This is a genomic window from Baaleninema simplex PCC 7105 (assembly GCF_000332355.1).
In the GTDB taxonomy this organism is placed as follows: Bacteria; Cyanobacteriota; Cyanobacteriia; order Cyanobacteriales; family Geitlerinemataceae; genus Baaleninema; species Baaleninema simplex.
Genome location: NZ_KB235957.1, coordinates 204,521 through 217,874 on the forward strand (window position 1 = coordinate 204,521; position 13,354 = coordinate 217,874).

The 13,354-nt window shown below is 53.2% G+C and carries 13 protein-coding genes; 8 read left to right on the plus strand and 5 right to left on the minus strand.

What is annotated here, in order from left to right; all coding sequences use genetic code 11:
* Positions 1–67 precede the first annotated feature (67 nt).
* The 5 genes from GEI7105_RS0101635 to GEI7105_RS0101655 all read left to right on the plus strand — a co-directional run bounded on the left by GEI7105_RS0101635 (position 68) and on the right by GEI7105_RS0101655 (position 5,709).
* Positions 68–1,450, plus strand: a complete 1,383-nt coding sequence (locus GEI7105_RS0101635; RefSeq protein ID WP_017658749.1) for a nicotinate phosphoribosyltransferase — start codon at positions 68–70, stop codon at positions 1,448–1,450.
* 5 nt (positions 1,451–1,455) lie between these two features.
* Positions 1,456–2,055 (plus strand): nicotinate-nucleotide adenylyltransferase, encoded by a 600-nt coding sequence (locus GEI7105_RS0101640; protein WP_017658750.1) that lies wholly within the window; start codon positions 1,456–1,458, stop codon positions 2,053–2,055.
* A 250-nt stretch (positions 2,056–2,305) separates the two neighbouring features.
* The gene (locus GEI7105_RS0101645; protein ID WP_017658751.1) at positions 2,306–3,070 is read left to right on the plus strand and encodes an NUDIX hydrolase; all 765 of its coding nucleotides are present in this window, start codon (positions 2,306–2,308) and stop codon (positions 3,068–3,070) included.
* A 73-nt stretch (positions 3,071–3,143) separates the two neighbouring features.
* Entirely contained in the window at positions 3,144–3,818 is a 675-nt protein-coding gene (gene nfi / locus GEI7105_RS0101650) for a deoxyribonuclease V (RefSeq protein ID WP_017658752.1), read from the plus strand.
* 169 nt (positions 3,819–3,987) lie between these two features.
* The gene (locus GEI7105_RS0101655; RefSeq protein WP_035492396.1) at positions 3,988–5,709 is read left to right on the plus strand and encodes an NAD+ synthase; all 1,722 of its coding nucleotides are present in this window, start codon (positions 3,988–3,990) and stop codon (positions 5,707–5,709) included.
* 90 nt (positions 5,710–5,799) lie between these two features.
* On the opposite strand, the gene GEI7105_RS0101660 is transcribed toward GEI7105_RS0101655, so the two are convergent.
* A complete protein-coding gene (locus tag GEI7105_RS0101660; protein ID WP_017658754.1) occupies positions 5,800–6,186 on the minus strand; it encodes a hypothetical protein in 387 nt (128 codons plus the stop codon).
* A 282-nt stretch (positions 6,187–6,468) separates the two neighbouring features.
* Between GEI7105_RS0101660 and GEI7105_RS0101665 the strand changes: the two genes are divergently transcribed.
* The 3 genes from GEI7105_RS0101665 to GEI7105_RS28595 all read left to right on the plus strand — a co-directional run bounded on the left by GEI7105_RS0101665 (position 6,469) and on the right by GEI7105_RS28595 (position 8,608).
* Positions 6,469–7,137: a M23 family metallopeptidase gene (locus GEI7105_RS0101665; protein ID WP_017658755.1), complete on the plus strand. Its 669-nt coding sequence runs from the start codon at positions 6,469–6,471 to the stop codon at positions 7,135–7,137.
* A 65-nt stretch (positions 7,138–7,202) separates the two neighbouring features.
* Positions 7,203–7,484: a hypothetical protein gene (locus tag GEI7105_RS0101670; protein WP_017658756.1), complete on the plus strand. Its 282-nt coding sequence runs from the start codon at positions 7,203–7,205 to the stop codon at positions 7,482–7,484.
* Positions 7,485–7,579: 95 nt separating this feature from the next.
* Positions 7,580–8,608, plus strand: coding sequence for a leucine-rich repeat domain-containing protein (locus GEI7105_RS28595; RefSeq protein ID WP_017658757.1), 1,029 nt, complete (start codon positions 7,580–7,582; stop codon positions 8,606–8,608).
* A gap of 506 nt (positions 8,609–9,114) precedes the next feature.
* Here the strand turns inward: GEI7105_RS28595 and GEI7105_RS0101680 are convergent.
* The 4 genes from GEI7105_RS0101680 to GEI7105_RS40715 form a co-directional block, all read right to left on the minus strand.
* Positions 9,115–10,704 (minus strand): MBL fold metallo-hydrolase, encoded by a 1,590-nt coding sequence (locus GEI7105_RS0101680; protein WP_017658758.1) that lies wholly within the window; start codon positions 10,702–10,704, stop codon positions 9,115–9,117.
* A gap of 32 nt (positions 10,705–10,736) precedes the next feature.
* The gene (locus GEI7105_RS0101685; RefSeq protein ID WP_017658759.1) at positions 10,737–11,273 is read right to left on the minus strand and encodes a hypothetical protein; all 537 of its coding nucleotides are present in this window, start codon (positions 11,271–11,273) and stop codon (positions 10,737–10,739) included.
* A gap of 573 nt (positions 11,274–11,846) precedes the next feature.
* Positions 11,847–12,653 carry an RNA-guided endonuclease InsQ/TnpB family protein gene (locus GEI7105_RS40710; RefSeq protein ID WP_342662803.1) on the minus strand — a complete coding sequence of 269 codons (807 nt, stop codon included), beginning with the start codon at positions 12,651–12,653 and terminating at the stop codon, positions 11,847–11,849.
* A gap of 9 nt (positions 12,654–12,662) precedes the next feature.
* Positions 12,663–13,079, minus strand: a complete 417-nt coding sequence (locus tag GEI7105_RS40715; RefSeq protein WP_342662804.1) for an RNA-guided endonuclease InsQ/TnpB family protein — start codon at positions 13,077–13,079, stop codon at positions 12,663–12,665.
* Positions 13,080–13,354 lie beyond the last annotated feature (275 nt).

Sequence of the window (13,354 nt, forward strand, 5' to 3'; positions counted from 1 at the left end):
TTCGACTGACCCCACGCCGAACGCTCGTGACGAGGAGCGTTCTCTTGCCGTACTCCAGTTTCGAGCCATGACTTCTACTCAATCTTTAACCACTGACGATCGACGGCTCAACGTCTCTCCGGCAGACTACAGCTTGTTAACCGATCTCTATCAACTCACGATGGCGGCTTGCTATATCGGTGAGGGGTTAGAACAACAACAGGCCAGTTTCGAGTTGTTCGTTCGCAAATTGCCCGATCGCTTCGGATATCTCATTGCGATGGGACTCGAACAGGCGATCGAATATATCGAAAACTTGCGCTTTAGCCAGGAACAAATCGAAACCCTCAAAGGAACGGGAATTTTTTCTCAGGTGAGCGATCGCTTTTGGGAAACCCTGGCTGAAATGCGCTTTAGCGGTAACGTTTGGGCAGTTCCCGAAGGAACGGCCGTCTTTGCTAACGAACCCTTACTACGCGTCGAAGCCCCCCTCTGGCAAGCGCAACTCCTCGAAACTTACGTTCTCAACGTCATCAACACCCAAAGCCTCATCGCCACGCGAGCCGCTCGCATTCGCGACGTAGCCGGAGAACGGGCGCTATTGCTCGAGTTTGGGACGCGACGGGCGTTTAGCCCCCAAGCCTCTCTGTTTGCCGCCCGAGCCTCCATTGCAGCGGGGTTTAACTCCACCTCTAACGTGTTGGCGGCGTTCAAACTGGGGCGCAAACCCACCGGAACGATGGCGCATTCCCTGGTGCAAGCTTTGCGAGCGATGGAAGGTAGCGAATCCCATGCGTTTACGGCCTTTCACCACCACTTTCCCGGTGCGCCACTCCTCATCGACACTTACGATACGGTGGCCGCCGCCCGTCAAATCGCCCATCGTCTCGAAACTGGAGAGATGGACTTGCACGGCGTCCGCATCGACTCCGGGGACATTGCGGCGTTGTCAAAAGAGGTGCGATCGATCCTCCCCGACATTCCCATCTTTGCCAGCGGCGACTTGGACGAGTGGGAAATCGCCCGATTGCTGGCCGACGGTGCCGTTATCGACGGCTACGGCGTCGGTACCAAACTCGTGTCTGGGGAAGCTCTCAACGGCGTGTACAAACTCGTCGAAGTCGATGGCGTTCCCGTGATGAAAAAATCCAGCGGCAAACAAACCTATCCCGGTCGCAAACAGGTATTTCGTCGCATCGACAACGGACAGTGGGTCGGCGATCGCTTAACCTTAAGCGACGAGGCTGCCAAAGACGGAGAAAAACCGCTCCTCGAACTCGTCGTCAAAGACGGCAAAATCCTCAAACCGTTGGATTCCTTAGAATCTATTTCCAAACGAACCACCGCCAACGTCGCCATGTTACCCCGCGACGCTCGGAACATCCACGAGCCGAAGCCCCTCGAAGTGAGCGTTTCGGCAGCATTAGACGACCTCACCGACAAGGTGTCGCAAGCCTTATCAAATTTGTAATCCCAATGACCCATCCTCCCTCCACTGCACCTCGTATCGCCCTGTTCGGCACCAGTGCCGACCCGCCGAGTGTCGCGCACCGAACCATTTTACGCTGGCTGTCCGAGCGGTTCGATCGCGTGGCCGTTTGGGCGTCAGACAATCCCTTCAAATCCCACCAAACCCCCCTCGAACACCGGGCGGCTATGCTGGGGTTGACTATTGAAGAGTTACAGCTCGAAGATGCCGACTCCGGACGCTGTCAAAATGTGGAGGTGTACCCGGAACTGAGTAGCGCCCGCAGCCTTACCAGCGTCAAAACAGCTCGGGCGTTATGGCAAACTGCCGATCTCACCCTCGTCATCGGGTCGGATTTGATCTCGCAACTGCCCCAGTGGTATCGCGTGGACGAGTTGCTGGAATTGGTAACGCTGCTCGTGATTCCCCGACCGGGAGCGCCCATCGAAGCGGCAGACATGGAACAATTAAGACAAATCGCTCGAGTGGAGGTGGCGGATTTACACGCGCCGGACGTCTCTTCGACGAAGTACCGTCAAAGTCGTGATTCCGACACGGTTCCGCCTAGTGTTGAAGCCTATATCGATCGCGAGAAACTCTACGCTTAAGTCAACCACCCGACGCCGACCCTAACGGGTACGGCGCGGGCTTGAAAAGCCCAACAGTTGACCAGGCTAAGTCCTTTACGGACTACGTTATCGAGCTGGGTCGAATCGCAATCGTAGGGGGCGTGTTTATCGGTGTAGAGTGCAGAGGGCAGAGTGTAGAGTGGGAATTCCTCTTTAACTCTTCGCTCTACACGCTTAGCTCTTCACCGAAGATCGCGCACCACTCGAAAAACATCATCAGGAGACGCATATGGAACAGTGTGGAGAGCGAGACAACGCCGATGCTCTAGCTCTCTCCTCCGAACGGGCAGCCCCCGAACTGGCAGATTTTAAGGTCGGTGTCGATAACGCGATTTTTTCCGTCGATGTGGCAGAAAGTCGCGTGTTGGTGTTGTTAGTGCGGCGGCGAGGGGATACGGCAACGGGACAGTGGAGTTTGCCAGGGACGCTGGTGCGGCGGGGAGAATCCCTCGAAGATGCCGCTTATCGGGTGCTAGCCGAGAAAATCCGCGTGCAAAATCTCTATTTAGAACAGCTTTATACGTTTGGCGGACCCGGACGCGATCCTCGCGAAGCCCCCGATCGCTTCGGCGTGCGCTATTTGTCCGTGAGTTATTTTGCCCTGGTACAGCATGAAGAGGCACAGCTCATTGCTGAAGATGCCCGCGATATCGCTTGGTATCCCCTCGATGACGTGCCGAAACTGGCCTTCGACCACAACGATATCGTGCAGTACGGCTATCGTCGCTTGCGAAACAAACTCGAATACAGTCCAGTTGCGTTTGAGGTCTTGCCGGAAGCGTTTACGCTCAACGAACTGTATCAGTTATATACGGCTGTTTTGGGCGAAAATTTTTCGGACTATTCTAATTTTCGATCGCGCCTTTTAAAATTAGGTATTTTATCAGATACGGGAATTAAAGTGTCCAGAGGTGCAGGACGACCGGCAAGTTTGTATCGCTTTGATTTTGAAGCATTCGAGCCGTTACAAGACAAACCTATGGTGTTTATTTAGGTTTTTTTTGACTTTTAAAACAGACTAAATCAAAAAAACAAAAATCGAAATTGTTTTTTAAGAGTATTTTAAAATGCCGCTTTCTCTTCAACACGCTCATCCTTGGCAACTGTCGATCGATCGTGCCAAACAAATCCAAAGCCAACTGCGATCGCTCGTCGTGACTGAAGATCGCCTGGGAACAGTTCGGACGGTCGCCGGGGTCGACGTGGGTTACGACAAAGACACCGATACATCTCAAGCGGCGGTGGTGGTATTGAGTTTTCCCGAACTCGAACTGCTCGAACGTCAGATCGATCGCTACCCAAACCCGTTTCCCTACGTTCCCGGCTTCCTGTCGTTTCGCGAAATTCCGCCGATTTTACAAGCCTTGGACAAACTCAAAACACTCCCCGATTTAATTCTCTGCGACGGCCAGGGCATCGCTCACCCGCGACGGTTTGGCTTAGCCTGTCATCTGGGGGTTCTCACCGACATTCCCACCATCGGCGTTGCTAAATCTCGACTGGTGGGAACCTACGACCCCGTCCCCAGCGAACGGGGAAATTGGGTGTCTCTGTACCACCAAGGGGAAGAAATCGGCGTCGTGTTGCGGACGCGATCGAACGTCAACCCCGTTTTCGTATCCGTCGGTCATCGCATCAGCCTCAAGGGTGCGATCGACTATACCCTCCAATGTACCCCGCGCTATCGCTTGCCCGAAACCACCCGTCTGGCGGACAAACTATCGCGGGAAGCAGCCGTTTGAAGAGCGATCGAACCTCCATCCTCCCCTCAAAGCGACAGTTTCCCCGAACGTTGCAAAACCCTCTCTGTGTCCTCTGTGTCTCTGTGGTAAAAAATCCCACGTTCCGTACAACTTCCAATCGATCTCAGAAAAACCATTAAACTTTTTGGAAACCTTCCGTGACACAGCCATGAAGATCGCGATCGCCCAACTCAACCCCACCGTCGGCAACCTCATCGACAACGCCCAATCCATCCTCGACGCCGCCCGCAGTGCCGCCGAACGAGGGGCGTCGCTGCTGCTGACACCGGAACTGTCCCTCTGCGGCTATCCCCCTCGCGACTTACTCCTCGACCCCAGCTTTATCGCGGCGATGGAGACGCAACTGCACCGTCTCGCCCGAGACATTCCAACCGGACTGACCGTGTTAGTGGGAACCGTCACCCCCCACCCGGACGCCACCGCCGAAGGGGGAAAACCCCTCTTTAACAGCATTGCCCGCCTGCGAGACGGCAAAATTCGAGAGTATTACCACAAGCGACTGTTACCCACTTACGACGTATTCGACGAACACCGCTATTTTGAACCCCACGGTGAAAGTAACTTCTTTACGCTACCGGAACTGTTTTCAGACAACGGACACGCTTACAAAATCGGCGTGACGATTTGCGAGGATTTGTGGAACGACGAGGAATTTTGGGGCAAACGCCACTATCCCTGTAACCCGATCGCCGATCTCGCCCAAGCTGGGGTCGATCTCATCGTCAATCTGTCCGCCTCTCCCTACAGCCTCGGGAAACAGAAGCTTCGCGAGTCCATGTTGCGTCACGTGGCAACTCGCTACAATACCTCGGTTCTCTACATCAACCAGGTGGGGGGCAACGACGATCTGATTTTCGACGGTAGCAGTATCGCATTTAACCTCGATGGCGAACTGACGTTTCGGGCGAATCACTGCGAAACGGATTTTCAAGTGTTGGACTTTAAGTCGGGACGGTTTAATTCGGCGAAAGTGGTTCCTCAAGCCGATTGTGCGGAAGCGGAAATTTGGTCGGCGTTGGTGTTGGGACTGCGCGACTACGTTCGCAAATGCGGCTTTTCTAAAGTCGTTCTCGGCTTGAGTGGCGGTATCGACTCGTCGTTGGTGGCGGCGTTGGCGACGGAAGCCTTGGGAAGCGAAAACGTTTTAGGGGTGTTGATGTCGTCGCCCTATACCTCGAAAGCGTCGGTTGAGGATGCCTTGAAGTTGGCGGAAAATCTCGGCTTGGAAACCCATCATTTGGGCATTCAGACGGTGATGGATAGTTTCGAGGACACGCTATCTGAGTTGTTCGTGCAAACGGAACCGGACGTGACGGAGGAAAACTTGCAATCGCGGATTCGCGGCACGCTGTTAATGGCGATCTCGAACAAGTTCGGCCATTTGCTGTTATCGACGGGGAACAAGTCGGAGATGGCGGTGGGATATTGCACCCTCTACGGCGATATGGACGGCGGTTTGGCGGCGATTTCCGATGTGCCGAAAACGCGGGTGTACAGTCTGTGTCGCTGGTTGAACCGTCGGGAACCGGGGCGGGAAGCGATCCCCGAAAACGTTCTCATCAAGCCACCGAGTGCGGAACTCAAGCCGGGTCAAGCGGACAGCGATTCGCTACCGCCCTATGACGAACTGGATGATATTTTGCATCGGTTGATTCACGAACATCAGAGTGCGGAACAGATTGCGGCGGCGGGACACGATCGCGCTACGGTCGATCGCGTCGTTCGCCTAGTCTCGCGGGCAGAGTTCAAACGCCGTCAAGCCCCACCGGGTCTGAAAATCACCGATCGCGCTTTCGGTACGGGCTGGCGGATGCCCGTCGCCTCTCGCCGAAAAACGCCGCAAGCGGAGAAAGAGGCGGTGATGGGATGATGAGGTGATGAGGTGATGGGATGATGAGAATTTCCCCTTGTCTCCCTCTCTCCCCCTCTCCCCCTCTCCCCCTCTCTCCCTCTCCCCTCATCACTCCCTAGACGCTCCATCGCGGCGACCGAGTTCGTAAACGCCGCCGCTGATGCAGGCGATCGTGCCGACGCTGACTGCCCAGCTACGACCTAAGCCGATTTCGACGCCGTACTCGAACAAGCCGCCGACGAGAAGGAAGGGAACGATACTGAACAGCGAGGCGTAGAAGGCGTTTTGGGCTTCGCGGCCGCGACGGGTGCGATCGAATTCTTTTTGGGAGGTGTAGAGCGATCGCTCGGCGAAGTTAAACCACTGCATCAGGCGATCGGCGACCCATTCACCCACAGGGAAAAAGCCCAGATACAAGGCCAGCGACCACAATGTCGTTCCGGCGAGAGTGGTGGTATCGATCGCAATCTGGAAAGGGAATAATTCTGACAACATAGTAAATTCCTGAGAAACAGCGTAACGAAAGTTTGAAGGTTGGGTCTAAAAGTTAGAGTCTGAAATGGGTGTTTGAAATCGATCGCATCGAGCGATCGCCCCTTTAAAAAATATTAAAGAGAGTTTTGAACGATTGTAACGAAGATTAGAAACCTCGTTCTGTGACAGTTGGTACGAGGCGATCGGCGATCGCTCTCTCCCAAAACGCCAATCTTGACAAACCTCTAAAGGCAGGCTACAAAATCGGGGCAGATTCTCTCTTCACACGTGTTTTCACAACCTATGTCTCGGCTGTCTCAGTTAGATCGTGCGTTAGCGTCAACAGAACGGCAATCTGTCGTGCGTTCCCTGGTTTCTCGCGTCGTCGGTTCTCTGTCTCGTTCGTCGAAGGCGATCGCTGCTTTTGCCCTTCTCAGTGGCCTCAGTGCGATCGTTTGGAACGGACGCCCGGAATCGGCGACGGCGACGAGTTGGACGACTACCCCTTCTTGGGCGGGGGCGTCTTTCCCCGTCGAAAACTTTCAAGCTTATACGTCTCCTTTTGGCTATCGCCCCTCCGCGACAGGTGGCGGCGGCTATGAATTTCACTCGGGATTAGATATCGCCGCCCCAGAAGGCAGTTACGTGCGAAGCTGGTGGGCGGGTGTCGTGGTGGAAGTCATCGACGACGATCGCTGTGGCGTCGGTTTGGTGATTCAGTCGGGAGACTGGGAGCATATTTACTGTCACATGGGCGGACAAGTACAGCGACTTAACGGCCGGAAAACGTTACTCGATCGCCGGGGCGGAATTCAAGTGATCGAAGGACAGGAACTTCCCGCCGCCGCCCGTATCGGACGTGTGGGAATGAGCGGACGCACCACCGGTCCTCATTTACATTGGGGAATGCGCTACGGCGATCGCTGGGTCGATCCGGCGTTGGTGTTGCGGGCGATGGTGGCGGAGGGGTGAACTGCTGTTGAGGCCGTTTAAAATACAGATCGAAGATTCGATCGAACCTCTCGGGAGACTCCATCATGAATGCGATCGCCGAAACCCGACAGCAACTTACTGAAGTCCTCTCCTGGCTGTTATTCCTTGTCGCCTTAGTCCCAGGGGGATTTATCGGCTATAAGTTCCGTAACAACGGCCTTTGGATTGCGGGGGGGTTACTGGCGGCTAGTTTTCTGATTCCCTTCCCCACGAAGGAAATCGCCATGTTGTCTCATCGCGGCTTCGCCAGTTTCGCAGTGGCGACGGTGGTGGGATATATCGTCTATCGCTGGCGGAACCGCGAAGCGGACCCCAACGCCGAGTAATCGATGGGTTCGAGATCGATAGAAACTGACCGGATTTTCGTCGGTGAGAATTGCTAGAGTGTGAGGAAATCCAGACAATACAGTACAGAGAAGCTATGAAGGGAATACTGCGCGGAATTGCGATCGCCGGTATTGTGACAACGTCCGCGTTTGGGGGAGGACTCCAGGCGCAGGAGGTGCGTTCTTTTGCCGCATGGTGCGAGGAACGGGACAGCCTCGAACCCCAGACGCAAAAGACCATAGAAGTGATGTTGCGTCGCGCCGAAACCACCGATTGCGCGGCGGCGGAAACGCAATTACAGGAAACGACCGATCTCAACCTCAGCGCCCAAGGATTGACGGATTTACGCCCCTTAGCTTCCCTGACGCAGTTAACGCGGCTGGATTTGAGTTTAAACGAGTTGTCCGACCTGTCGCCCCTGTCACAGTTGACGAATTTAGAAGAACTGCTGCTGAGTCACAACCAAATTTCCGATGTGAGTCCTCTGGCGACGTTGAACTTGCGGAAGTTGAATCTCGATCGAAATCAAATTGAAGATATTTCTGCCCTCGACGGTAAAATATCTTTGGAGGTTCTCTTTTTAAACGACAATCAAATCGAAGATGTCGAACCGTTGCGGGATTTGGTTAATTTAAAAACGCTATTTTTAAACAGCAATAAAATTGAAAATATTGACCCTTTAAACAGGTCGATCGATTTACAAACGCTGTCCCTCAACGATAATGAAATTGAAGATATCACGCCGTTATTTCCGTTGACGGAAATGTACGAACTCCACCTTGACAACAACAAGATTGTCGAGTTACAGGGATTGCAGCAGATGGCATCCCTCAATGAATTGTATTTAAACGGCAACGATATCGTCGATATTTCACCGTTGGCTGCGTTAACGAATTTGACAGAGTTATATATCCGAGATAATGAGATTCGCAACATACATATTTTGCCGCAAATGTCAAGCTTGAACTGGGTGGATTTTCAAAATAACGACATTTCCGATATTTCTCCAATTGCGACGATGAAAACCCTTGTTCGGGCGATTTTCGTGGAAAATCCAGTTGAATCGGGGACTTGTCCGATTAATCCCAGTTCGATTTGTCAGTTTGATGCGGAGAATAGTTAGGGTTTGTTGAAAAAGACGGTTGGTTGAGGTTGGGAACAGGAAACACCGGATCTGGGAACAGTTTGGAGAATTGGCGATCGCTTAATTTCTAGAGGTGATACTCCTAAGAACTCTGGAGTACCGGGTAGATACAAGACCTGCTCGGTAAGGTACAGCTAAACCTGTAAGTCCGGTATCGCCCGATTGTTAAAAGTAGGGAGCCGGTCAAAAGTTGGTATGGCATTGTCGATAATCACTTAAACTCACGAGCGGAAACGACTCGGAGTGCGGTCAAGGCCAAAGTTCCTGACCGTAGGCGAGAGCGCCGCCTATCTTGGACAACTGTAGCTGCTCCGTAGGGGAGAGTGCCGGACAAGGAAGCCGCGATTCTACTGCTTAGCAGTGAATCGTCGGAGCGTTCACATACACCCATTGCTGCTCCCAAACAGGTCTACGGCTTTCCTTTTTAGCTCCTCTTTCTCCTTCTCTTACAATCATGGCCTTGTCAGCTCTCCCTTGCTTCTCCTCTAATCCTCCTCAACGGGTTGAAACACCGGACAACTCCCGTCGGGGGTAACTTTGAAGCCGTGAAGGGGAGAATCGGAATTGAAGCATCGCTGTCCTCGGTAGTAGCGACAGTTGGCACAACAGGCGAGATTGGGGGGAACTACTCGATCGCGATCGAGTAGTTCCCGCTGCGATAACCCCCGCAGCACCAGTTCGTCCCCCTGCCACCGAGTTTCGATAAGTCCGGTGTCGGCGAAGGTTTGCCAGCGGCGATCGCAGGCCAATGCTGGAGGTAAGGTGATGGTAATACAGGTTTCGAGTTCGGTGAGTTCGCCTTCGTAGCGGCTATCGGGGAGATCGGGTTGGGGACGCTGTTCTCGCAGCGGCAGTTCGACGAGTTTTCCGACAGAGGGATAGTGGAGTTGATAGCGGTTTCGCAGTTCTTCGAGGTTGGTGAGATCGGCGAGGTAGTTGGGGGAACCGTGAACGAAGACGACGTGTTGGGGGCGTAGATTGTGAATGAGCTGGGTGGTTCCAGAGCGATCGCAGTGTTCGCTGAGAAGGTAGGTTTCCACCCGCACGTTAGGCAGTTCGTCGATGCTGCTTTCGGGGACGGAATAGCCAGGTTTGAGGGAGCGCAGTACTAGCCAGTTTCGCTCGATCTCTCGACAGTATGCGTCTAAGTCGGCCTCGAGTTCGGTGAGGACGATACAAGGAGAGTCTTGCAGTCGAGGGCGATCGCTCGAGGTCAGTCGTTTCATGTGCGGCCGCACGCGATCGTCCCAAAACAGGGCTTGATGACGGGCGAAGTTTTGCACCGAAGTGGGCAGGTGAGGCAAAATTTCGAGATAGGCATCGCAGCCAGCGGCGACGCTACCGTCAACCCACAAGTCGATTTCGCGGCCGGTAAAATGGTGGTGCGATCGCAGCAGCATTAACAGTTCCTGCCCTAAGCCCAACGTTGGAACGGGCATGAGAATTCCGTAACCGTCGCTGAGAGCGCGATCGATCCGTTCGGCGAGTTGGTTTTCTTGGCTGCGCCGTCGTGGATAGCGGGCGGTTCCGTAACTCCCTTCGGTGATGAGAACGTCGGGATGCCAATCCCGCAGTTCTTCGAGAGGCAACCCGTCCACGAGGCGAGAGTTGGACAGGAGAAAGTCTCCGGTATAAACCACAGAATAGGCGCGATCGCGACCGTGATAGGTCAACCGCACCACCGACGCCCCCGGAAGATGTCCGGCGGGAAACAGTTCCACCCACAATTCGTCTGCGATCTCGACGGGCGATCGCCACGGCAATCCTTGACAAAACGGGGGAACCCGTTCGACCTCGAGCCAGTTCAGCGGCAATAACTCGGCCGTAATTTCGCTGGCGTAGATGGGGAGGTACGGCGCGATTTGGTGCAGCGACAACAACCCCCGCGCGTGATCGGGATGGGCGTGAGTACAGATAACGCAGTCGGCAACGCGCATCCGACCGTCAGTCGAGAGGAGGGGGGTTAGGGTCTCTAGACCGCAATCGAGCAGGACGCGATGGGGGCCGATTCGCACCCACAAACTAATCCCTTCGTTTGTATGACCGACGCCATAGGGCAGACATTCGATCTCCATGTTTTCGATCGCCCCGTTCTCGGGCGCTCGCCTTATCGTTCGAGAATGGTGACGACAACATACCATTGTGTTCCCCGAACTTTGGAAACAACCCGAACCGGCTTGACGTTGAACCCATCAGGGATGGGGCGATACAGGTCGATCGGGGCGTTCCCAACTTTAGGCAACTTGATGGTGTTGCCACTGAGGGGATTGTTTTTGAACTTGGGAAATACAAAGGACTTGAATTGACCGAACTTCTTGAAGCGCGGAAAATTCTCCCCAACTCCCCTTCCCAAGGGAGGCGAAGGGGGGAGGCGAAATGCATTCCAGGTATTGTTTAACCGGCGAATTGTCGCTTGCAACACCTGAAAAGGCACTTGACTCAAATGTGGAAAATGTGGAAATTGCTTCTTGGCTTTGGGCAAGTTGTTTGGCTGGCGATGGTAGGACGGCAAAGGTTCGTCTGCGAGAACTATGTATTCCTTTTCAAGCGAACACCGATCTACGAGACGCTGACGCGAAGCCATCCACTCTTTGAGTTCGCGCAGTGCGTAGTTACATACACCCCTGCACGTCTCAAGCCACACCAGCAGTTCGGTCTGTTGATTGACGCTCTCCCCCCAACCCTAGCGGGTATGGTCGGAGATTCCTGTTTCACTGGCTCATGCCTAGATAAACGAGCAAGCCCGAATACCCCCGGTCAGAACGCCTTCACAGGCTGTTTGTTTAACGTCCACGATGCGCCCCACCGCAGACATAAGCGAGAATCAAATTCTCTTGGCCACACCAACTGGCGATTTTGTGGTTTACCTCCACCACGGGTTTTTCGGGTGCTGCGAACCATACCCTTAGGATCTTAAAGACCGTTTCCGGTAAGGCAATTTTACCAGTTTGTTCGTTTCGGCGCTATCCCCTTCTCTCGCTATCGCATTGTTCAGGGGACGCACCTCAACTCACCGCCGCTTCACCACCCCCTAACCGCTTCGCGGTATAGGCGGAGTACTGCGACGGATCTTGATAGGCTATCACAAGCTATGGCTACTGGTAAATGCTGGTTTCATCCCCATCGAGGGGAATCGACTTTTCAAGGGGAGTCTATGTTGTTGTCGAGCCTGCCTTGGGGGTAGCAAAAGGTCTGCAATGCTTACCCAGAAATGATTTTAAGAAATGTATCTTGACATACTCACGCCCGCTGAAGCCGGGCGTGATTCTTGACGGTGCCCAGCAACTCGCCTCCGAAGAGGTCTTACAGTCGCTCCCCGTCCGTTTAAGGCTTCGGCCGTGAGCTCAGCCGAACGGTCGTGCCGATGCCCCATGCCGACCGTTTCTATATTTCTCGCAGCGTTTTCGTCGCGGTCGTGTTCAGTTTCACAACTCAAGCACACGACCGAACGTACTGATAGGTCTAATTTGCCCCACTTAAAACCACACTCCGAGCAAACTTGGCTCGTAGGCTCCCATCGGTTAATGACCCGAAAATCTCGCCCGAACTTTTCCGATTTAGCCTCGCACAGAATTCGGAACTCTCGCCAGCCTTGTTGACTGATAGCACGGGCTAATCGTCGATTTTTGACCATTCCCGACACATTTAAGTCCTCTAGGACGATAGTTTGGTTCTCACTAACGACCTGAGTTGATAGCTTGTGCAGAAAATCTAAGCGTGTATCTGCGATTTTGTTGTGTAGCTTGGCAATACGAAGCCGGGTTTTGTTTCTCCGCTTCGAGCCTTTCAGTTGACGCGCTAATTGGCGTTGCCGTTGGCGAATTCGACGGTCTAACTTCGAGTAGTCAGGGCTTTCGACTTTTTCTCCGTCACTCATTACAGCAAAAGTTTTGAGTCCTAAGTCGATGCCAATGCTTTGGTTTTCAGCCTCGATGTTAGTGGGTTTGCCCTCAACAACAAAACTTAAAAAATAGCGGTTTGCACAGTCTTTAATGACTGTGACAGAGCTGGGAGTTGCGGGCAATTTCCTAGATCAAATCGGCTTAAAGTCGCCGATTTTTGCGAGATACACTACTTCACCTTTTACCGAAAACGCTGCTTTAGTAAAAGTAGCAGCCTGACGTTTTGTCTTTTTCTTGAATTTGGGCTGACTGACTTTTTTGCCTTTTCGTTTCCCTTTTAGCGAGTCGAAAAAGTTTTTAAAAGCTGTGTCTAGCTGCTTTAACGACTGCTGCAACGGGACAGACGAAACATCTTTTAACCAACGGCGTTCCTCTGTCTTTTTGGACTGAGTTAACGCCTTAGACAAAGTGTTATAGCCAGGGTATTTGTCGGACTTACACGAAGCCAAAGCATCGTTCCATACGACACGGACACAACCGAACAGTTGAGCGAGGCTCTCCTGCTGTTGGTCTGTCGGATAGAAGCGGTACTTATACTTAGACTTCATGCCTCGTGTTAAAGTAGGTCTGTACATATATTAGCTAAGTTAACAGAGAATGGCAACCCAGTTTCGGCGTGGCAGGCATAGCGTCACCGACCTCAAAATTCACCTAGTCTGCGTAACTAAATATCGAAGACCCGTGCTAACTCGAGAGGGTCTGGTGTTGATAGCGGTACTTAAACAAATTTCAAGCCCAAACCAAGCCAAAACGCGCTTTGTGAGCGGCAAACAGGTCTCGATTCTCGTTCAGCCATGCCACAAAACGAAAAGACATGGCTGTC